Raw genomic sequence first — 21,291 nt, 5'->3', positions numbered from 1 at the left:
CTCAGTCACGCGCTAAAAGTTCATGGCATCGTGCCAGTGCTTTGTCGATATGGTCGACGATATTTTCTTTTCCAATACGTTCATCAATATGAGATTTTTCGATAAATTTTCGTACTTGCGGGTTGACCCCAGAGAGGATTAAATGGGTATTTTTCTCATGAAGCCGTTCATGCAAGACTTCTAGCGCATGTAAGCCGGCAGCATCGATCAGCGGAACGTAACGCATACGTAAGATAAATACCTGTGACGGTTTTTCAAACAGCGCGAGGGTATCCACCAGTTTTTCCGCTACACCGAAAAATAGCGGCCCTTGTATCTCATACACTTCGACTTCATGCGGGATGCTCTTGTTCTGGATGGAATCAGGATCATCTTCGTCGTTCTCGACGGCCCGAATATGGGTTGCCTTCATCATTTGATCGATAAACAGAATGGAAGCGAGAGCAATCCCCGCTTGGATAGCAAAATTGAGATCGACCAATACGGTAAGGCCAAACGTGACAATGAGGACAATGCGGTCGGTTCGAGGGGCGTGCATAATTTCACGGATATGCTTGATCTCGGACATGTTCCATGCTACGACCATTAAAATAGCGGCAAGTGCCGCGAGAGGTACTTTAACAATGAACGGGGCTAAAAGAAGCATAAAAATAAAAAGCCAGAATGCGTGCATCATCCCGGCTACCGGAGTGCGTGCCCCGGCTTTAATATTGGTCGCGGTGCGAGCGATGGCTCCGGTTGCGGGAAGGCCGCCGAAAATCCCCGAAGCGATATTGGCAACCCCTTGACCTAAAAGCTCGGCATTGGATTTATGGCGTGTTCCGGTCATACCGTCGGCGACAACGGCAGAGAGGAGGGATTCGATAGCGGCGAGGGTAGCGATCGTGATGGCATCAGGGAGGAGAAGGCGAAGTTTATCAAACGTGATTTCAGGCCACACGGGGGAGGGAAGCATGGAGGGGATAGATCCAAAACGGCTCTCTATCGTTTCGACCGGAAGTCCCAATCCCCATACGGCTAGCGCAGAGAGGGTAACTACGATAATCGGTCCGGGAATGTGCGGAGTATGACGTTTGGCCGCGATGATGATTCCGATTGAGACAAGGGCAACCATAACGGCAATAAAATTGGTTTCATGCAGATGGGCGAGATAAACGTAGAGTTTATCGACAAAATCGGGGGGAACCGTAGCGATAGAGAGGCCGAAGAAATCACGAATCTGCGAAAAAGCGATGAGCAGTGCAATACCGGAGGTAAATCCGACAATAACGGGGTAGGGGATAAATTTGATGAGCTCACCGGCTCGGACAAACGCCATTATCATGAGAATGATCCCTGCCATAATGGTTGCCAGAACCAATCCCTCGTAGCCGTGTTTCATCGCTACCGTTGCAACAGTGACGATAAACGCCGCAGTCGGTCCTCCGATCTGATAGCGGCTTCCGCCATGCGCCGAGATCAGAAATCCGGCAACAATCGCGGTAAAGAGTCCCCGCTCAGGGGGTAGATTGGACGCGATAGCGATCGCCATAGCCAGTGGAAGTGCGACGATCGCTACGGCTAAACCGGCAATAGTATCGGCGATAAAATCAGCACGTGAATATCCCTGCCGCTTGAATAAAGTAACAATTTTCGGTTCGAGTGAATCGTGTATCGAGCGGAACATAATATTTCTATCCTTGAAATTACCTGTTCGCTATTCTAGCACTTTTTAATCGGTGTGTAACAGACGACGCCGCATAAAATAAAGTAATGCACCAAGTACAAGGGCTGATGATGACGCAATCGAAAAAAGAAGGGTACTGCCGTAATGATCCCAAATAATTCCGCCGAGTACCAATGAGGCAAAAGTTGCAATCCCTACCGCCGTATAATAGATCCCGTAGGCGGTTGCTTTGAACTCCATCGGTGCGGTATCCGAAATAATTGCCTTTGCCAATGCGTTAAAGCCGGCGGCGAAAAACCCGTAGATTCCAAAACCCAGCCAAATGGCCCATGCGTAGCCTAATGTCATCGCCAACGCACCCAAACCGAATGCAATATAGACGGCAGACAACAGGGTAGACTTACCGATTCGGTCGGCGAATTTTCCGATGGGGATGGCGAAGAGGGATTGGGTGAGATTATAGAGGGCATAGGCAAGCGGGATCATCACGAGAGCAAGGCCGTTACTTTCAGCTTTGAGAAGCATAAACGAGTAGTTCATGGCAATGAGGCTAAAGAGGCTTTGGAATCCCACCAGCCAATAAAACGAAGAAGGGAGAGCTTTTGGCACAAATCGGCTCTTTGAAGGCTCAAACGGAGTATCGGTGACCAGAAAGATGAGAATTGCCATCGAGATAAGTCCGGGGATCAGACTAATAGCAAAGACGGTTCGAAAAGAGGATTCGCTCTCCCCCAGGAACCACAAAACGACAAAAGCGGTGAGTGCCCCTGCCAAGGCTCCTGCACCGTCCATCATTTTATGAAACCCGAATACGAATCCGCTGATCTCTTTGGGGGTAGAGGCACTGATCAGGGCATCGCGAGGAGCGACCCGTATCCCTTTGGAGAGGCGATCACCGATTCGGATTGCGGCAATCATCGTCGCACTTTGGGCGAAAAAGGCAAGGGGTTTGATGAAGTTCGAGAGGGCGTAACCCAATACCGTCAGCCCTTTGCGTTTTCCGAGACGGTCCGAATAAAATCCTGAAAGTGCAATGAGTAACGCAACCCCCAGCTCCGCTGTCCCCTCGATCAGACCGATTTCACTTTTAGACGCGTGAAGGAACCGCTCCAGAAAAATGGGGAGGAGAGGGAGAATCATCTCGGTCGAGAAATCGGTGAAAAAACTGTTAGCACCGAGGGCGATAATGTTGCGGTTAAGTGATTGTATTTTCATAATTACGATTGTAACGCAAATACCTCTTTTAAGGTTTTATTTTCCCTGCTGTTTCCTCTATAAATTCTTTGGCTTCATCACCGCGCAGATACCCTGCCAATCCAAGCAGTCCGTCAGTAAGATAGCGGCTTTTATACCCTTTTAGCGTTAAATATATTCGTGCCATTTCAGCGCGGTCGTAGTGGGGGCAGACGGTCACAATGGTTTTGTTTTTGTCGAGTTCACCCAGTCGATCGGGGAGTTCGTTTAGGGGTATTTTTTTCATAAAAGGGAAACTCCAAATGGCTTGTTCCTCTTTGAAACGGATATCGACAAATTCGACCTCTCCCATTTTATAGAGTTCAACCGCTTCGAGACTTTTGATCTTCATTTCGGTGCGTTCGTTGTAATCGAAACGTTTTAAATAGCTCTCAAAGCTCTCAGCATAGAGAATATTTCCAAGAAATAGAAGGAAAAAGAGTGTTTTCATTGTGCTTTGATGAGTTCCACAATCTCATTGACGCTAAGAAGTTTTCCGGTGCTGAGGACTTTCCCATCGATCACAAGCCCCGGAGTGCTCATCACTCCGTACTCCATTATCTTCATAATGTCCTCAACCTTTTCTATTTGAGCAAATTTTCCGCTTTGAGCTACCGCTTGTTTGGTTGCCTCTTCGAGGGCTTTGCATTTGGTACATCCGGTACCTAAAATTTCTATTTTCATTGTTTTTCTCCCAATAGGCATTCTTTCATCATAGGTGCAAGTGTATCTGCATTCACATCACCTGTAATACTCAGAATAGAGCCACCTTCGACCGTAGTTAACTCTATTCCTTCGATCTTTTGCATGAGTTCAGGATCACAAGCACACTCGCAATTGCCGCTTTTACATGCTTCGATCTTCGTACCTAGCTCTTCGGTACTGAAACCGCTGAGAAAGGCTTTCACTCCGCCCGTTTGATTGGTAATATCGATTTTCATATTAACTCCTATTAAATTATAAGATTGCATTAAACAAGTATCCGACGCCCATAATCCCAAGCGTCACCGTACCGAAAAAGATACCGATGAGTTTGAGGCTCATCACCCGCTTTAGTATCATCGCTTCGGGGAGGGAGAGGGCGGTGATTGCCATCATAAAGCTAAGTGCCGTCCCCAAAAGCATCCCTTTGGAAGTAAGCACTTCGATGAGTGGCATAACCCCTGCGGCATTGGAATACATCGGAACCCCCAGCAGCGTTGCGAGCGGTACGGCAAACAGATTATCCGCCCCTGCAATAGAGGTGATAATCTCCGTCGGGACGTATCCGTGGATAAAGGCTCCCACACTCACACCGATGAGGACATAGAGCCAAATTTTGCGAAAAATATCGAGCGTGTAGGCTTTGGCTTCAATCAGTCGGATTTTAAAAGGGATAACCTGAGCTTCAGCCTTAATCTCACCCTCTATCGGTTTTACCTCGATCAAAATCTCTTTCTCTAAGTCCAGTCTTCCGATAATGATACCCCCCACAATCGCCACCAGCAAACCAAACCCGATATACAAAGCCGTTACTTTCCAGCCAAATAGCCCAAAGAGCATCGCAATGGCGATTTCGTTGTTTAGGGGTGCGGAGATGAGAAAGCTAAACGTCACTCCCAGAGGAATACGTGCCTGTAAAAATCCTAAAAACAGCGGTATCGCCGAGCACGAGCAAAACGGGGTAATAATCCCGAACAGTGCGGCGAGAACATTGCCCGTATATTCATGCTTTTTACTGAGGTATTCCCGTACTTTCTCGGTTGAAAAATAAGAGCGTAGTAAGGTTACGATAAAAATAATAACGATGAGTAAAAAGAGAATTTTTATCGTGTCGTAGATAAAAAAGTTTAGAGCGTCGGAGATTTTCTCCCCTTGAGGCATTTTCAGCCACTCATAGACGAGGATATTGACGCTCTCCTGCCACATGATCAGTCACACAACTCAGATTTGACGATCGGAAGAAGGGTCGCTTCGATCAGATCGAGCGTTTTTGCATACTCTTCCACTGCTTTTCCGCTCGGATCTTCGAATGCGACATGGATCGTTTTCACCGCTTTAGGGAACATCGGGCAGGTCTCATGGGCGTGGTCACAAACGGTGACGATCAAATCAAACTCGTTGTTCAGTACGGTTTCGATTACCTTGGAGTGATACTCTTCTCTCCAGTACCCCTTTTCTTCTAAGAGTGCTTGGGCATTTGGGTTTACGGCACCGCTGGCTTTAACACCGGAGCTGAACGCTTTGACACAATCGCCCATTTTAGCGTTGATGAGCGCTTCGGCCATGATGGAGCGACAGCTGTTGCCGGTGCAAAGGATAAGGACATTTTTCATAATTTACAGTCTCCTGTTTCAGATAATTTTTGTAGTGGGGGAAGGGTGATTCCCAGACATCGGATTTCAGCCAGTGCTTCGCTTCGGAACCGGTCTAATGGTGTTCTTATAGAGTAATAAGCCCACGTTCCGCACCGATCCACCCGTAAAAATCCCCCGTCTTTGAGGATTTTGAGATGCCGTGAGAGACGTGACTGGATCATACCTAATGAAGATTGCAAATCGCATACACACAGTGGCCCATGTTGATCCAAAAATGCCAGTATTTTGATTCGTGTTTCATCATTGAGTGCTGATATTGTTTCTAAAAAGATTTCCATAATCACCTCCATAGAGCGTATTGTAGCGAAACAGTAATAATATATCAAGATATATTGATTTATTAAAATAAATTTCGATATAGTGCTATCAGCAAAACATAATAGGGGCATTCCATGTTGAAAGTATTATTCGTCTGTGTCCATAACAGTGCAAGAAGCCAAATGGCCGAGGCTTTTTTCAACCAATACGCGCAAAATAACGACAGTAGCGAGAGTGCAGGGATCGAACCCGGAACCCTCAATTCTTATGTTGTTCGTGCAATGGGTGAAAAAGGGATCGATATATCAGAAAATGAAACCAAAGGGGTATTTAACCTTTACAAAGAGGGGAGAACATTTAGCCATGTGATTACGGTTTGTGATGCGGAAGCAGCACAACGTTGTCCGATCTTCCCCGGTATTAGCCGAATTATTATGTGGAGTTTCCCTGATCCGTCAACTTTCATCGGAAGCGATGAAGAGATTATGGAACAAGTGCGCGTTGTACGTGATACAATTGAAGATCAGGTAAAAGCTTTTATTAAAAATCCTATTGAAGAGAATATTTTATGATCCTTGCCGTAACACTTTTTTTAATTACCTTAGTCTTAGTCATCTGGCAACCTCGTGGGCTACAAATCGGCACATCCGCAGTAGCTGGTGCCATTGCCGCAGTGGCTTTAGGTGTTGTCAGCCTTACTGACGTGTGGACAGTAACGTCTATCGTTTGGGATGCAACGCTCGCCTTTATAGGGATCATTCTACTCTCGATGGTACTCGATGAGATCGGCTTTTTCGAGTGGGCGGCGCTGAAAATGGCGCGTCTCTCACACGGGAACGGTCATGTGATGTTCATCTATATGATGATACTCGGTGCTCTTGTGGCGGCATTTTTTGCCAATGACGGCGCGGCATTGATTCTAACGCCGATTGTACTGGCAAAAATGAAGTATCTTAATATGAAGCCGCTTCCGATGTTCGCGTTTTTGATGGCGGGTGGATTTATCGGGGACAGTGCCAGTAATCCGCTCGTAATTTCTAATCTAACCAATATCGTAACGGCAGGGTATTTCAATCTCGGGTTTTGGGAATATGCCAAGACCATGTTCTTGCCAAACCTTCTCAGTATCATCGCCTCTATCATTGTGTTGTGGATCTACTTTCGCAAAGATATTCCTACCCGCATCGATATTACTGGGCTTTCAACTCCAGAGTCGGCGATCAAAAACATGACAATGTTCCGCCTCAGCTGGTGGTTTTTGGCATTGCTGATGGTGGGGTATTTTATCGGGGATATCTATCACCTCCCTGTTTCAGTGTTTGCTCTCGGCGGTGCATTGGTGTTTCTTGCTATTGCAACCTATTTCAAAGCAACCAAACCGATCATGACGATCAAAGCGGCACCGTGGCAAGTCGTATGGTTCAGTATAGGGCTGTATGTCGTCGTGTATGGTCTTAAAAACGGTGGGCTTACAACGTATCTCGCTGGACTTATTATAGAGCTTCAGAGTATGGGAAATGTGTATGCTGTGATCGGTACGGGCTTTCTCTCCGCCATCCTCAGCTCGGTTATGAATAACATGCCGACCATTATGATCATGGACATCGCGATTGCCGAAGCGGGGAACAGTGCGCTTGCTTATGCTAATATCATCGGATGCAACCTCGGGCCGAAAATGACCCCGATCGGTTCACTCGCAACGCTTCTTTGGCTTCATGTTTTGGCGCAAAAAGGGGTTAAAATCGGGTGGGGCGAATACATGAAAGTGGGGCTGATCGTCACCCCGCCGGTATTGTTGGTGGCGTTGCTCGGGTTGGTTTAGTTATTTTCGAAAAAGTCTTTTAATAATTCAAATAGGAAATCGCTAAATCCAGTACCCTCAAATACTTTCAAACGTCGTTCCATCGTTTTGTCTGGAGTAAATCCACCAACAACATTTGGCTTTTCCAATATTCCTAAACTCAATAACTTGTTTTGAGCATCAATATAAAAATATTGATGCTCATTAATTTCATAATAAAAATGACCGTATTGAGTTGTTTTTTTATTCTTCCAAAGCTCATAAAATATCTCAAAATCTTCATATGTTAAAGAATTTATATTGGCAAAAAGGGATGACTCATAGTAATTGAGTGACCCGTTTTTTATTTTTTGAATCCATAATTTTGCTAATAAAAAAGTAGTAATCCGATTGTCGGCGTGCATATTTTTTAAAATAAGATTTGAAATGAACTCTTTATTGTTCTCGGATTGAGAATGAATAAACTCCAAAAGTTCATCTTCACTAATTTCATTCGAAAGTATGTCTAAAACAAGATTATTGAATTTGGCTTCTAAAAATCCATGAAATGTTTGAGCAATGCTTTGTTTTATAAGGGAGAGATTTCCGCCACTTGCAATATCCAGTGCATTGTAGACAGCGATAGAATCAGCTTTTGCTTCATTAAGTATTTTTTTCATTTAGAAACTCCCTATCATAGTTGATCGTCGGGCTCATAACCCGAAGGCCGATAAGATTCAGTATTTTTAATTTCATTCCCACACCGACATTTCTTCCCACCCATTTACAAATCCCATCGATTTAATATTGATTTTCGGATGGGTAGCTATGAGCGTTTTAATGTCACTTTGGAAATCAGCCTCTTCACCGATTGCATCGAGAATATACGCGATAACACTGAGAGCAAAAAAAACTTTATCCCCCTGTAAAGAGTGAAACTCTTTGATTTTACGCGGTTTTTCGAAACTGACACCCAGCGTCTTGTTCCATAGTCGGCTGTGATGAGCGCAAATATTACGCATGACGGTGAGGGCATGAAACCAGTTGTGAAACAAATCTTTGCTCACACCGTTTAGTGCATATGTAACGGCCTGCTGTTCAGTGGTTTTGAGCATGGCATAGATTTTGGAGAGGGTGCTCATCGAGACCACTTCGACCATAGCCCAGACGGGGAGGTCGGTCGTGTTGTATTTTTCTTTGAAATGGGCGATAAACGTTTCACTGGATCGGTTTGTCTCTTCTCGAATACCCACCATGACTTTGTCAAAAAATTCAGGGGAGGTTTTAAAGTTTTCAGGATCAAGATAGCCAAATGCTCCATAAGTCAATGAATGATGATACGCGATCTGTGTTCTGAAATAGACCTCGATCGATTCTATCGCTTTAAAGACGGTTTTTCTTAGCTCAACATCAAAAAAATAGAGTTCAAGAACATCTTCAAAGCGTACATTATCTAAAAAAATACCGTCTAATTTGGATGATTTCGGATGTTGCAAAGGTAAAAAATAGGCACTTAGTCGGTAGTAGTTAATATGGGAGAGCTTTTTGAGAGTATAGGCTTCATTGGTGATAATAAGATTTTTTTCTTTTAAATGTTGGAGCTGTTCTTCAAAAGTTTTTGGGGATTTAGTATAACCGTTCGATTGATTTTTGATAGTTTGAAGTTGGGATTGTAAGTTGTTCATAAAGAAAACCCCTCCGTTGGCACTTTGTGTAGAGGTGGGAGAGGTGTGTTGAGAGAATTATCACGTAAACAAGCTTTGAAATTTATTACACACATCGATGATGTTTCCATTTGATGTTAGTGTAAGTCATTCATACTCCGCAACATAATATAATTACGAATATTATAACTCATTTCAGTTTTGATGTACAAACATGTTCAAAAATAAAATTTAAATCCAAACGACAGAGTTTCGTTATTTGTCTCACTGTCGGGTTCATAAAATCCACCGACCGAATTGGAAGCGTCGATATTCCAGAACTCGTATTTATACGAAATAAAAGCGCCTAGTTGATGACTGAGCATAACCTCAAATGGTACCGTAATTTTGTAGCCGTAGACATTGTTTAGATTATAGGTATAACCATGCAAATTTTCATACATTTGGGCATTAAATGCTTTTTGATATGCTGCGTCTGCCCCGATAGACATAGTCGAAGAGAGACGGAGATGGAGACCGATGCCGAAATTGTAGTATCCCCAGTCATAAAGTTCATCATACCCCAGTTGCCGTAGCCATCGACGGTATCCTACTCCTACGGTGAGTGGAATTTCCCAATCGCCACGGGTATCTCGCGCTGTTGCTTTGTACCCGAGTATGTAATCTTCTATTTCATTGGCTGTGATGCCTCGGTAGGATCCGTAAGGATCTCCCGAACCAAGCAAACTTCCCACATAATTCGTATTTCCTTCGGCATAGGCAGCACTGAAATACCATCCTTGATAGCGTGGTTCGAGTGTGATCGTTAGACCCGATATTTTGCCGTAATCGGCTCTTTCTGTATCGAGTAAATTTCCGCTTCTATCGGTTTCGGCATAATCGAATTTTGTGGTATCGGCGCTGAGTGAAAGGGAATAATCGGAAGCGTACACGTATGAGACGCTTACTAAAGAAATAAGTAATAAAGCCCGTTTCAACATTTAAAACCTTTTTTCTAATTGTATCCGAAAACAATTCAGCCCCGAAGCGTAGTTATATTCGAGTTTAAATCCATGCTTTTTAAGAATAGAATGGGTTATGTATAAACCTAACCCCAGTCCTGTCATTGAACTTTCATAGGTGCGGTTGAACGGTTTGCTAAAGTGACGGTTCTCTTCACTCAGCGCCTCTCCGACACTGCATATCTCGATGGAATGGGAGAGTATGATTACCGTTGGTTTTGCATTGGAATATTTGAATGCATTGTCGAGAAGATTTTTTAATGCAATCGCAAAAAGTTCAAAATCGACTTTGATTATAAGGGCCGAATCTTCCCCTTTGATCGTAAGGCTTTTTTTATCGCATAACAATATATCGCATGTATGATCGAGTAGATCGACAAAACGGTACTCTTGAAGATTCAGGTGCCATTCGCCGCTGCTAAACTGCTCCATTTTTGAAAACTCACCCAACAGATAATCCATCCGAGTAAAAATCCGTTTCAACCGCGCTTGTTCAGCTGATTCACTAATGCAGTCGGCGGTGAGAGAGCCTTTCATAATCGGGGTTTTCAGCTCATGGAGGATATTGCGTAAAAAGAGGGCTCTGGCCTCTTTCATCGACGCGATTTTCTCTAATGCATGGTTGAATTCATGGGTGATTTGGGAGATCTCGTCTTTTCCCTCAATCGGTACATCCAGATGGGTATCCCCCTCTTTGAAATTGATGATGGCATTTTTGAGACGGTGCAGGGGGGTAAGTTTTTTGAGTATGAAGCCGAAAAAGAGCAAAACAAGAACGTCAATGGCAATCATAACGCTCCACATACTCCACGATGATTCTTTTTTTAAGTCTTCTAAGACGATAGGAGAAAAATCACCCAATAGAGGGGGCGGAGGCGGTAAAACGTGATCGAACATCGGAGGAGGGAGAAAAGGAAATTTCGGCGGCAGTGATTTTACAAAATAAATTTTACCGTTATAGTTGATCATTTTACCAAAGGGGAATTCCGCCACACTCTTTCCGTGAGATCGGAGGAAATCGGGTGAGAGAGAAGAGGAGGCGACCATTAACTGCTTTAGTTCCGTATCAAAATTTCCGCTTTTATGATGGATAAGCCGCTCTGCCAAAGCGAAACGTCTCATTCTATCCCCCTCTTGCTCTTTGGAAAAATGTTGATTTGCGATCCAAAATAACCCGTTTATCAAGGCAAAAATGAGGAGAAAGAAGAGGGCAATTAGCCGTATAATAGAGTGATTATTCATTGACAAATTTATATCCTATTCCACGTACGGATACGATATAGCGTGGATTTTTAGTGTCGTCGCCGATTTTTTGGCGGATACGTCCCATAATGACATCGATGCTTTTGAGGCTGCTCTCATACTTGATCGAGCCGATGTTGAGGAGCAGCTCTTCGCGTGAAATGGCGTATTGATCTTTTTGGATCATATACGAGACGATATCGTATTCAGCCGGTGTCAGCCGTAAAACCGATCCATGGCGGGTTATTTCGTGCTTCGCTTCATCCACTTCAAAAGGGGATGCTTTCTGCGGAAGGGTCGGATGCATGCGGCGCATGATGGCATCAATGCGGAATGTAAGTTCCTGCGGATCATAGGGCTTGGGGAGATAGTCATCCGCACCGCGTGAAAAACCCATCATCTTATCGCGTATATCGGATCGTGCGGAAGAGATGATGATCGGGATCGGGCTCTCTTGACGAATAAGTCGGCATATCTCTATACCGTCCATCTGAGGAAGTGATAAATCAAGAACCAGCAGATCAAACGGTTGGGTTTGAAAAAGACTTAACCCTTCCAGCGGCGTTGGTGCGATGGTAACGTCGATATTGTCCCGATGGAGACGTACTTTTAACAATTGTGCCAGTTCGATATCATCTTCGATCATTAAAACGTTAATCATAAAGCGATTATATCGATGGAAAAGTAACAACTAAGTAACATGCCCAAAAGGGCATGGAGCATCACGCGCTGATGCTGAGGAGAGAAGTGGTAGAAGTTGTAGCGGTATTGTTACTGCTGTAGTATGAGAGAAGTTTTTGAAGCCATTCGTTTTGACTATCCTTGGAGGCAGTTGAACTGCTAGTAGATGCCGATGAAGCAGAAGTTTTGTTCTCCTCTTCTTTGGGATCTTCAAAAAGTGCCATAAGCTCCTCCATGCTGATGGTACCGTCTTCGTTGGTATCGAGTGCAGCAAAAACTTCACTGGTGGTGCTTTCGCTTTCGGATGATGCCGATGTCGATTCGCTTGGAGGTGGAGGAGGTGGCATTCCGCCCGGTGGCGGTGGTGGCATCCCTCCTTCATTTTCCGATCCTTCTGGTGGCTTCATGTTTTTAAGTGCCGCTACCAGTTCTTCAGTGCTCATACTGCCGCTGCTGTCGGTATCGAGGATGGAAAAAATATCGCTTGCGGATGAACTACTAGAGGATGCAGCGGAAAACTCACTCGAACTAACTGAGCCATCACTGTCTGTATCTAATGCAGTAAGCATCTCTGATGCGATATCTTCAAAACTCGGTTTTGAACTTTGCGTAGTAGAAGAGATTGAAGAAGTATATGACGCATACGAATTGTAATTCGTTCCGACTGTCATGGGAGACTCCTTATCGGGTGTAGCAAGAAAAAATTCTTACTCGGAGTGTAGAATAAACGTTGCATAGTAACTATTGGGTAACATTTAGGCAAATAAAAGCTACTTTCGATAAAGTCTCTCAATTTCATTTTGGACAGTTTTTCATGGAACACCACCATCACCATCACCATCATAATCACAGTGATATTAGCGGAGGGAAACTCCTTTTTAGTGTTATTCTCAATCTGATCATTACCGTTGCTCAGTTTATCGGTGGAATAGTCTCCGGATCATTAGCACTTTTGAGTGATGCGCTGCATAACTTTAGCGACGTAATGAGCCTTATTATCAGCTATTATGCCCATCGGCTTTCCCACCGTCCTCAAAATATTGCCCAAACGTTTGGATTTAAACGTGCCGAAATTCTTGCTGCACTCTTTAATGCTTCGGTATTGATCGCCGTCTCAATGTATCTCATTATTGAGTCGATTCAGCGTCTAATCACACCTCAGGCGGTGGAGGTGACATGGGTTATGGCGTTGGCGGCATTGGGTATCGTGGTAAACGGGCTCTCCGCATGGCTGCTCCATCGTGATGCCGACCATAATCTCAATATCCGTTCAGCCTACCTACACTTAATGGGGGATTTGATGACCTCGTTTGCCGTACTGGCTGGGGGAGTTATGATCTATTTCTATGGATGGTATTGGATCGATCCGCTGTTATCGCTTTTGATCTCTTTTTACCTGATCCGCTCATCGTATGGAATTGTTCGTGAATCGGGAGGTATGTTGATGCAGTTTGCCCCTGATCATGTCAGTATTGATGCCGTTGTTGAAAAAGTATCCGCATTTGAAAGTATCGAGAGTATTCATCATATCCATTTATGGCAGTTGGACGATGAGAGTGTTTTTTTGGAAGCACGCCTCAATTTCCATCAGGATATGAGACTCAGTGAAACGAATGCCATACTGCATGAGTTAACCCATGCACTCGAAGAGATCGGTATTTCCCATACGACATTTCAATGCGAAATCGGGAAACATGGGAGAGAACGGGTAGTGGAGCGATGCGAGCATCATTAGAGCATTAACGGTCTTTAATGACGTCGAAATCCTCAGGAATGACCGGTTTGAATTTACTCATTTCGATCGGTCTGTTTTGGGAAGGATTGGCAAAAACGATCGCTACTTTATTATCAAAACTATCGGTATAGCTGATAGAACTGAGTAGGTCGTTTTTAAACATAATGGTGTAGTTTTCCCCTTTTACCGTAGCGGAATATTTTTCGTCATCCACTTTTTTAGCTTTTTGGATGATTTGAAGAAAATCGATCTCATCATCGAGGGTTCTCAGAGTAACTTGCTCGATAGAAGGTTCGACAACGGTAATTTTTTGAGCGTTGATGTAGACGCTTTTTTGGATCGGTTTTTGATAGACCCAGAGGGCATTTTGAGGCTTGGAAGCCCAAAGCTCACCGCTATATACAATCTTTTTTCCGTTATCGTCGATAATCGTTTGAACAAATTTTCCGTTAAAAGAGTTAATTTCTTTCGGTGATGCTGCGAGGGTGAGGCTCAGAGCAAACAGAAGTGGTAAAAAACGCACATAAATTCCTTGAATAGTGTAATGTTGACATTGTACCCTATGGTTATTAACCAAAACAATAGATTTCGTATGCTAAAATCAGCGACTTTTTCAATACTGTTCATAATGAAGGTTTTTAATGCTCCAAACGTTCCTCGGAAAAATTTTCGGTACCAAGAATGATCACGAAATCAAAAAATATCTCAAGCGCGTTGCACAGATCAATGCTCGCGAATCCCATTTTTCGGCGTTAAGCGACAGTGAGCTCCAAGAAGCATTTGCTGCGTTAAAAGAGTCTGTCCAGAACCATACGAAAGCTGTGGATGCCGTATTGGTCGATTCGTTTGCAATTACCCGAGAGGCGAGTAAACGTGTTTTAGGGATGCGTCATTTTGACGTTCAGCTCATCGGGGGGATGGTACTGCACGAGGGGCGTATCGCCGAGATGAAAACGGGGGAGGGGAAAACCCTTGTTGCGACATTGGCGGTAGCATTGAATGCTATGAGCGGCAATGGGGTTCATGTCGTCACTGTCAATGATTACCTTGCCGGACGTGATGGAACTCAGATGTCTGAGCTTTACTCCTTTTTGGGATACACGACCGGAATCTTGGTTGAGAGCGGCTATAACCCGGCCAACAAACGGGAACAATACGCGTGTGATATCACCTACGGTACGAATAACGAATTTGGATTTGATTACCTTCGCGACAATATGACTTACAGCAAAGAACACATGGTTCAACGCGGTCATGCGTATGTTATCGTCGATGAAGTGGACTCGATTTTGATCGATGAAGCACGTACACCGCTTATTATTTCAGGTCCTACGAACCGAACGTTAGAAAACTACACCCGCGCCGATGCGGTTGCCAAAGCATTAGTCAAAGAGGAGCATTTTAGCGTTGATGAGAAAGACCGTCTTATCCTCATTACCGAAGAGGGGATCGGGCGTGCGGAGGAGCTTTTCGGAGTCGATAATCTTTACAGCATCGAGAACTCAGCACTCTCTCACCATCTCGATCAAGCGTTGAAAGCCAACTTTATTTTCGAATGCGATGTTGACTATGTGATCCAAGAGGGTCAAATCGTCATCGTCGATGAGTTTACCGGACGTTTATCGGAAGGGCGTCGTTACTCCGAAGGTTTACATCAGGCATTGGAAGCGAAAGAGGGGGTTATTATCAAAGAAGAGACCCAAACTCTCGCGGATATTACCTACCAAAACTATTTTCGTATGTATGGAAAAATCGGCGGTATGACGGGAACGGCTCAAACCGAAGCGACCGAATTCGCTCAAATTTATAACCTCGATGTTATCTCAATCCCGACCAATGTTCCGGTTATCCGTGAAGATCTGAATGATTTGATTTACAAAACCGAATTGGAAAAATTTGAAGCCGTAATCAAAAAAATCAAAGAGCTCAATGCAAAAGGGCAGCCGATGCTCATCGGTACGGCTTCCATTGAAAAATCGGAAAAGTTGCATGAACTATTGAAAGCCCAAAAAATCCCTCATACGGTTTTAAATGCGAAAAACCACGCACAAGAGGGTGAAATCATTAAAAATGCCGGAGCCAAAGGTGCTATTACGATTGCAACCAATATGGCGGGTCGCGGGGTTGACATTAAAGTCAGCGATGAGATCAAAACACTCGGCGGATTGTATATCCTTGGAACCGAGCGTCACGAGAACCGCCGTATCGACAATCAGCTTCGCGGACGTGCAGGGCGTCAGGGTGATCCGGGAACCAGCCAGTTTTACCTATCACTCGAGGACAGCTTGCTTCGTATTTTCGGCTCCGACAAAATCAAATCGATTATGGAGCGTTTGGGCGTTGAAGACGGTGAGTACATCGAATCGGCAATGGTAACGCGCGCCGTTGAAAAAGCGCAGAAAAAAGTGGAAAATATGCATTTTGAAGGGCGTAAAAATATCGTTGAATACGATGATGTCGCCAACGAACAACGTAAAATCGTCTACCGTTTCCGTGGGGATCTTCTCAACCCTGAATACAACGTCGGTGAGAAAATCGATACCATCCGTTCAGAATACATTGATCGTACCCTGATGAATTGCGGTATTTTCGAAGGAATCCCACAAGAAGAGATCGATATTGATCATCTTGTCGCGGTACTTAAAGAAGAACTCAATACCGATATTGACGCTTCACTCTTCACTGAAAAAGAGTTCAATATCATCCGAGCACAGATGCTTCTCCTCTTGAGCGATGAATACAACGATAAAATGTCGGTTGTTGAGCCTAAACTCCGCAGTGATATTGAGCGTGAAATTTATCTTAAAACGCTCGATACAGCATGGCGTGAACACTTGTACCAAATGGACAGCATGAAAACGGGTATCCGTCTTCGTGCCTATAACCAAAAAGATCCGTTGGTCGAGTACAAAAAAGAGAGCTACAACCTCTTTAGCGAGCTGGTTGAAACGATCAAATACGATACGATTAAAACGCTTCATATCATCCGATTCAGAGTTGACAATGCCGAAGAAGAGGCTGAGGCGTTTGCCCGCCAAATGGAATTAGAGGAAAAACAGGAAGCGTTTCGCATGAGTCTTAACCATCAAGAACATGAAGGCGACGATAAGAAAGTGGCTCGTAATGACGAATGCCCGTGTGGAAGCGGCCTAAAATACAAAAATTGCTGCGGAAAATCGGGACCGAAAAAAGGGGTATTTGCCTCTTGAATATCGTCTCCTACCTTGTCAAACGGTTTTTGCGCTTTGACAAAGAGCAGCCTTTTATCTTTCTCTCAGCACTCCTCGCATTTTCAGGAATCGCGTTAGGGGTAATGGTCCTTATCATCGCGATGGCACTGATGAACGGTTTTGACAATGAGTTCAAGAAAAAACTCACCGTTATGAACTACCCCCTCACCATTCAACCCAAATTTTACGGCACTGTAGATACCACTTTGCTCGAACAACTTAGAGCTAAATTCCCCGATTTATCGTTTAGCCCTTATGTTACCTCTGCCGTACTTTCCCGCAGTGGTGATCAGATGGAGGGGGGATATTTGTTCGGTGTCGATTTTTCCCAAGAAGCGAAGGTAAACCGTATTGTCGCTGAAGGGTTAAATGCGGGAACCCCCGGTAAATTTCAGGTGATGGTGGGGCAAACGCTCAAAGAGCAGTTTATTCTCGGCGAAGGTGAAAAACTCACCTATATTTTTACCCAGATGGAGCCGGGCGGTTTAGCCCTTACCCCTAAGATTAAACGTTTTGAAGTGGTTTCAACGTTCAACTCAGGACTCAGTGCCTATGACAAAGGGTTCTCCTATACCTCCTTGGAATCGTTGCAGCGTATTTTGGGAATTCCCGAAAATCTTTATGACGGTATCCATATCCATTCGCCCAATCCCGAAGCCGACATCAACCGCGTGAAAGCAGTTCTCCCCGATACGGTATCGATACGCGGATGGTGGGAAGATAACGGGAACTTTTTTGCCGCTCTCAAAATGGAGAAAATGTCGCTCTTTATCGTTTTGATGCTGATTATTCTCATCGCTGCGATTAATATCATCTCGTCGTTACTGATGACCGTGATGAACCGTCGCAGTGAGATTGCTCTGCTTATTTCGCTGGGTGCATCGAAGCAAGAAGTTAAAAAAATCTTTTTGATTCTCGGTATAGTCATCGGTGTTTTGGGGATTAGCACGGGAGCGATATTAGGATTTTTAGGGATGTGGATATTGGGGACATTTGAAATCATCTCATTGCCTGCCGATGTCTATCCTACCTCGACTTTACCATTGGATCTGAGTGTTATCGATTTCTTCTCGATTATTATCGGTGCATTTGTGATCGTCCTCCTCTCTGCGTGGTATCCCGCAAAAAAAGCCTCTGAAGTCGATGTTTTAACCGTATTGAGAAATGAATAGAATTCATTTCTCCTGCATATCACTCTTTCTCCACCACTTTTAATCGCTTCAAAACAGCATAAAAATATTTACCCTCAACGAAACGTTAGTTCTTACTAATTACTATATAAAGGTGGAATTAAATTAGTTTAGCTACTATTTCAATTACTACAATTAGGTAGAATAAAAATGGGGGTTAAAATGACTGAGCGTATTACTAAAAATATGGCCAGAAATATTTACTTTGGCGGGGGCCTTTTTGCCATTTTGGTATTTACAGGACTTACCTTTGATACCGTAAAGCAAATTCCGAAATTAAGTCATGATGACAAAATTACGGAATCCGTTGCTTTGGGTAAAAAAGTATGGGAAAACAACAACTGTGTCGGTTGTCACACGATTATGGGAGAAGGGGCATATTATGCTCCGGAACTCGGTAATGCTTTTCCTCGTTTGGGTGGAAATGACGAAGCTGCTTTTAAAACGTATCTAGCAAGCTGGATGGCGGCACAACCGCTAGAAACTTCGGATAGAAGAAAAATGCCGCAATTTCATCTAACGCCGGAACAAGTAAATAATCTTGCAGACTTTTTGATTTGGACCTCACGTGTCAACAATCAAGAGTGGCCGCCAAACATCAAAGGATAAGGAGAGCCTATGAAATATTCATCTCAAATGGTCGCAAAACCATATTTTATATTTGCACTCATTCTCCTTGCCGGGGAGATTGTTTTTGGTCTTGCCATGGGGACACAATACCTCTATGGTGACTTTTTATTTCCGGCGATACCGTTTAATGTACTCCGTATGGTTCATACGAATTTATTGATCGTCCTTTTGTTGTTTGGATTTATGGGTGCGACGTACTACCTGATTCCTGAAGAGAGCGAACGAGAACTCTGGAGCCCGATGCTGGCGAAACTGACATTTTGGATTTTTGCGGCGGCAGGGGTAGCGACAATCCTTGGATATTTATTTGTCCCTTATGCAACATTGTCAGAGTCCCTTGCGAACAGCTTTTGGCCGACGATGGGTCGTGAGTTTTTGGAACAGCCGACACTTACTAAGGTCGGTATTGTTCTGGTCGTTGTATCGTATATTTTAAATGTGACTATGACGGTTCTTAAAGGTCGTAAAACGACGATATCGGTTATTTTATTGACGGGTCTTTTTGGTTTGGCGGCTTTCTTTTTATTCGCATTTTACGTCCCTGAAAACCTTGTTATGGATAAATTCTTCTGGTGGTTCGTTGTCCATTTGTGGGTTGAAGCGACGTGGGAACTTATTTTAGGGGCTCTTTTGGCGTTTGTCCTCATTAAAACGACCGGAGTTGATCGTGAGCACATTGATAAATGGCTTTATTTGATTATTGCGATGACCCTTATCTCCGGGCTTGCCGGAACAGGGCATCACTTTTTCTATATCGGTACTCCGAGTTATTGGTTGTGGATCGGATCGATTGCTTCGGCGGCAGAGCCTATCCCCTTTTTCTTGATGATTCTATTTGCCTACAATATGGCGAAAAATCGTCGTATACAACATGACAATAAAATCGCCTTGACATGGGCAAAAGGTACGGCTGTAGTGGGATTCTTGGGCGCAGGGGTCTGGGGCTTTTTACACACACTCGCACCAATTAATTACTACACACACGGTACACAGTTGACCGCTGCACACGGGCATCTCGCCTTTTTCGGTGCGTATGTGATGATTTGTTTCACGATGATATCGTATGCCATGCCGATCCTTCGCGGACGACCTCATGGAAATGGACCAAAATCGCAAAAAGTGGAATTAGCCAGTTTTTGGATGATGGTACTCGGTATGATCGGCTTGACGTTGGCATTAACGGTTGCGGGGATTATGCAAATCGAGATGCAACGTCTTCCTGACGCGGCACATGCGGTTGGCTTTATGGAAACCCAAGCGGCTATCTCTACCGTTTATATGGTTCGTTTAGCCTTTGGGGTAATGGTTCTCTTGGGACTGTTGACCTATTTCTACAGTTTCTTTGTCAAAGAAGAGAAAGTAAGCGCGTAATGGATGAAAAAGTCGGTAAGTTTTGGGATCACTATGTCACCCAAAAAGCGTCTCGTTTTTTTAAAGAGGAAGCGGTCGTATTTTCTGACATTGCCAAAGGGTTAAAACTCTTTTACCACCTTTTAGGGGGTGAAAAAGGCAAAGAACTTCATATTACCGACAAACGATCGATTAAAACATCGCGAACGCTGCTAGAGAAATTTTCAGGAACCGGTAAAACTTTTTTCCTTGCCTGGCAAGATGAAAAAGGGGTTTACCTCCCTGCCTCTTTAGCCTATTTTCCCCATAGAGTGCACAATGAGATGCACTATTACTGGCTGATTGCCATGCTAACAATCGTCAACATCAAAACAAAAAATATATCCTCTGAAAATACGAATGCCATTCGTCTGCTGATCGAAAGATATACTGGTTTTAACGAATTTTATACGTATGCATACCCTTTTTTAGTGCAAAATTATCCTGAATTATCCACGATTGAACCTTCACTCGAAGGCTCATCAGCGGATAATTATCCCAACCCTTTATGGATTTATCCTTCCCTCTCTACCGCTAATAAACTCCTAGACAGCAGTGATGAAGAGGAGATACAACGACAAAACGATGAGCAGCGTCAAAGTGAAACCTTGCAGATGAAGAAAAAGAGTGAACAGATCGATGATAAAAAAGAGACGGACGGACTTCTCCTCTTTTTACCCGAATCGATACTGAGTTTTATGGAGCAAGTGCGTGTAGATCGGCAGGAAAACGACAGTTACGATGAAGATGCCCTCTACAATGCCGAAGATTTGGATGAGATAACGCTGGGACAAAAAGATGCCAACCTCTGTGCACGGATCAAAATGGATCTGGATATCTCTGCCAACAGTATTGAAGAATATCCATTAGGTAAAGGGCATTTTATCGATGAGTGGGACTATAAAAAAGAGGTCTATCTTAAAAACTATGTCTGCATCAAACCCTTTGTTTCTCTCTATACCGAGCCTATCGAGTTACCCAAACGACTGCAAAAAATGATGCGCCGTATCCAAAGTGAACTGGATCTGATGGAACTCGATCGGATCAAAAGAGATAATCTCCCCTATGGCGATGAGATCAATATCGATACATGGATCGATTACAAAGGACATCAGAACCGTTCAAACCACCCGCAGCGATTTTTTGAGACGTATGAGAGAAAGATGAGGGATATGTCTACTCTGATCTTGGCGGATGTTTCCCTCTCCACGGAAGCGGGGATCACGCAAGAGATA

Annotated in this window: 23 protein-coding genes; 8 read left to right on the top strand and 15 right to left on the bottom strand. The window is 44.0% G+C overall.

Features of this window, described 5'->3' with window-relative positions:
- Position 1: 1 nt before the first annotated feature.
- From sulP to A3G19_RS08355, 8 genes are read right to left on the bottom strand one after another with little or no spacing between them, the layout of a single operon-like run.
- Positions 2-1,666, bottom strand: a complete 1,665-nt coding sequence (sulP, locus tag A3G19_RS08390; protein ID WP_294871982.1) for a sulfate permease — start codon at positions 1,664-1,666, stop codon at positions 2-4.
- A 45-nt stretch (positions 1,667-1,711) separates the two neighbouring features.
- Entirely contained in the window at positions 1,712-2,881 is a 1,170-nt protein-coding gene (locus A3G19_RS08385; protein ID WP_294871979.1) for an MFS transporter, read from the bottom strand.
- A gap of 28 nt (positions 2,882-2,909) precedes the next feature.
- On the bottom strand, positions 2,910-3,350 hold the full coding sequence (locus tag A3G19_RS08380; protein ID WP_015653706.1) for a rhodanese-like domain-containing protein: 441 nt from the start codon (positions 3,348-3,350) through the stop codon (positions 2,910-2,912).
- Positions 3,347-3,583 carry a thioredoxin family protein gene (locus A3G19_RS08375; protein WP_015653705.1) on the bottom strand — a complete coding sequence of 79 codons (237 nt, stop codon included), beginning with the start codon at positions 3,581-3,583 and terminating at the stop codon, positions 3,347-3,349. Before A3G19_RS08375 ends, A3G19_RS08380 begins: the two co-directional genes overlap by 4 nt.
- A complete protein-coding gene (locus A3G19_RS08370; protein WP_015653704.1) occupies positions 3,580-3,840 on the bottom strand; it encodes a hypothetical protein in 261 nt (86 codons plus the stop codon). The genes A3G19_RS08375 and A3G19_RS08370 overlap by 4 nt, the downstream gene beginning before the upstream one ends.
- Before the next feature lie 16 nt (positions 3,841-3,856).
- A complete protein-coding gene (locus A3G19_RS08365) occupies positions 3,857-4,807 on the bottom strand; it encodes a permease (protein WP_294871976.1) in 951 nt (316 codons plus the stop codon).
- Positions 4,808-4,809: 2 nt separating this feature from the next.
- Positions 4,810-5,214 (bottom strand): arsenate reductase ArsC, encoded by a 405-nt coding sequence (locus tag A3G19_RS08360; RefSeq protein WP_294871973.1) that lies wholly within the window; start codon positions 5,212-5,214, stop codon positions 4,810-4,812.
- Positions 5,211-5,534, bottom strand: a complete 324-nt coding sequence (locus A3G19_RS08355) for a metalloregulator ArsR/SmtB family transcription factor (protein ID WP_015653701.1) — start codon at positions 5,532-5,534, stop codon at positions 5,211-5,213. The genes A3G19_RS08360 and A3G19_RS08355 overlap by 4 nt, the downstream gene beginning before the upstream one ends.
- A gap of 114 nt (positions 5,535-5,648) precedes the next feature.
- On the opposite strand from A3G19_RS08355, the gene A3G19_RS08350 reads away from it, so the two are divergent.
- Together A3G19_RS08350 and A3G19_RS08345 are read left to right on the top strand one after the other, a co-directional pair.
- On the top strand, positions 5,649-6,086 hold the full coding sequence (locus A3G19_RS08350; protein ID WP_015653700.1) for an arsenate reductase ArsC: 438 nt from the start codon (positions 5,649-5,651) through the stop codon (positions 6,084-6,086).
- The gene (locus tag A3G19_RS08345; protein ID WP_015653699.1) at positions 6,083-7,336 is read left to right on the top strand and encodes an arsenic transporter; all 1,254 of its coding nucleotides are present in this window, start codon (positions 6,083-6,085) and stop codon (positions 7,334-7,336) included. The genes A3G19_RS08350 and A3G19_RS08345 overlap by 4 nt, the downstream gene beginning before the upstream one ends.
- On the opposite strand, the gene A3G19_RS08340 is transcribed toward A3G19_RS08345, so the two are convergent.
- From A3G19_RS08340 to A3G19_RS08315, 6 genes are all read right to left on the bottom strand, one after another.
- Complete coding sequence (locus tag A3G19_RS08340) at positions 7,333-7,974, bottom strand: hypothetical protein (protein ID WP_015653698.1); 642 nt, start codon at positions 7,972-7,974, stop codon at positions 7,333-7,335. The two genes, A3G19_RS08345 and A3G19_RS08340, sit on opposite strands and share 4 nt — an antisense overlap.
- 72 nt (positions 7,975-8,046) lie before the next feature.
- The gene (locus A3G19_RS08335; RefSeq protein WP_015653697.1) at positions 8,047-8,979 is read right to left on the bottom strand and encodes an Abi family protein; all 933 of its coding nucleotides are present in this window, start codon (positions 8,977-8,979) and stop codon (positions 8,047-8,049) included.
- Between the two features lie 197 nt (positions 8,980-9,176).
- Positions 9,177-9,938, bottom strand: coding sequence for a hypothetical protein (locus tag A3G19_RS08330; protein ID WP_015653696.1), 762 nt, complete (start codon positions 9,936-9,938; stop codon positions 9,177-9,179).
- Positions 9,939-11,201, bottom strand: a complete 1,263-nt coding sequence (locus A3G19_RS08325; RefSeq protein ID WP_015653695.1) for an ArsS family sensor histidine kinase — start codon at positions 11,199-11,201, stop codon at positions 9,939-9,941. It abuts the gene before it with no gap.
- On the bottom strand, positions 11,194-11,862 hold the full coding sequence (locus A3G19_RS08320; protein WP_041192417.1) for a response regulator transcription factor: 669 nt from the start codon (positions 11,860-11,862) through the stop codon (positions 11,194-11,196). Before A3G19_RS08320 ends, A3G19_RS08325 begins: the two co-directional genes overlap by 8 nt.
- 61 nt (positions 11,863-11,923) lie before the next feature.
- A complete protein-coding gene (locus A3G19_RS08315; RefSeq protein ID WP_015653693.1) occupies positions 11,924-12,553 on the bottom strand; it encodes an EF-hand domain-containing protein in 630 nt (209 codons plus the stop codon).
- Positions 12,554-12,696: 143 nt separating this feature from the next.
- Here A3G19_RS08315 and A3G19_RS08310 point away from each other — a divergent pair, with 143 nt between their 5' ends.
- Positions 12,697-13,617 (top strand): cation diffusion facilitator family transporter, encoded by a 921-nt coding sequence (locus tag A3G19_RS08310; protein WP_015653692.1) that lies wholly within the window; start codon positions 12,697-12,699, stop codon positions 13,615-13,617.
- A 4-nt stretch (positions 13,618-13,621) separates the two neighbouring features.
- Here A3G19_RS08310 and lolA read toward each other — a convergent pair whose 3' ends face one another.
- On the bottom strand, positions 13,622-14,140 hold the full coding sequence (gene lolA, locus A3G19_RS08305) for a LolA-like outer membrane lipoprotein chaperone (protein WP_015653691.1): 519 nt from the start codon (positions 14,138-14,140) through the stop codon (positions 13,622-13,624).
- Positions 14,141-14,258: 118 nt separating this feature from the next.
- Here lolA and secA point away from each other — a divergent pair, with 118 nt between their 5' ends.
- From secA to A3G19_RS08280, 5 genes are all read left to right on the top strand, one after another.
- On the top strand, positions 14,259-16,826 hold the full coding sequence (gene secA, locus A3G19_RS08300) for a preprotein translocase subunit SecA (RefSeq protein ID WP_015653690.1): 2,568 nt from the start codon (positions 14,259-14,261) through the stop codon (positions 16,824-16,826).
- Entirely contained in the window at positions 16,823-18,019 is a 1,197-nt protein-coding gene (locus A3G19_RS08295) for an ABC transporter permease (RefSeq protein ID WP_015653689.1), read from the top strand. The genes secA and A3G19_RS08295 overlap by 4 nt, the downstream gene beginning before the upstream one ends.
- 180 nt (positions 18,020-18,199) lie before the next feature.
- Positions 18,200-18,646: a cytochrome c gene (locus A3G19_RS08290; RefSeq protein ID WP_041192623.1), complete on the top strand. Its 447-nt coding sequence runs from the start codon at positions 18,200-18,202 to the stop codon at positions 18,644-18,646.
- A 9-nt stretch (positions 18,647-18,655) separates the two neighbouring features.
- Positions 18,656-20,038 (top strand): cbb3-type cytochrome c oxidase subunit I, encoded by a 1,383-nt coding sequence (locus A3G19_RS08285; protein ID WP_294871970.1) that lies wholly within the window; start codon positions 18,656-18,658, stop codon positions 20,036-20,038.
- Positions 20,038-21,291, top strand: a 1,254-nt coding sequence (locus A3G19_RS08280; RefSeq protein ID WP_294871967.1) for a VWA domain-containing protein, incomplete at its 3' end; no start/stop codon positions are given. The genes A3G19_RS08285 and A3G19_RS08280, both read left to right, overlap by 1 nt.

The sequence above is a fragment of the Sulfuricurvum sp. RIFCSPLOWO2_12_FULL_43_24 genome, assembly GCF_001829605.1.
Taxonomy (GTDB): Bacteria; Campylobacterota; Campylobacteria; order Campylobacterales; family Sulfurimonadaceae; genus Sulfuricurvum.
The sequence above is the reverse complement of the archived record's forward strand: the minus strand, read 5'-3'. Positions and strand labels throughout refer to the sequence as shown.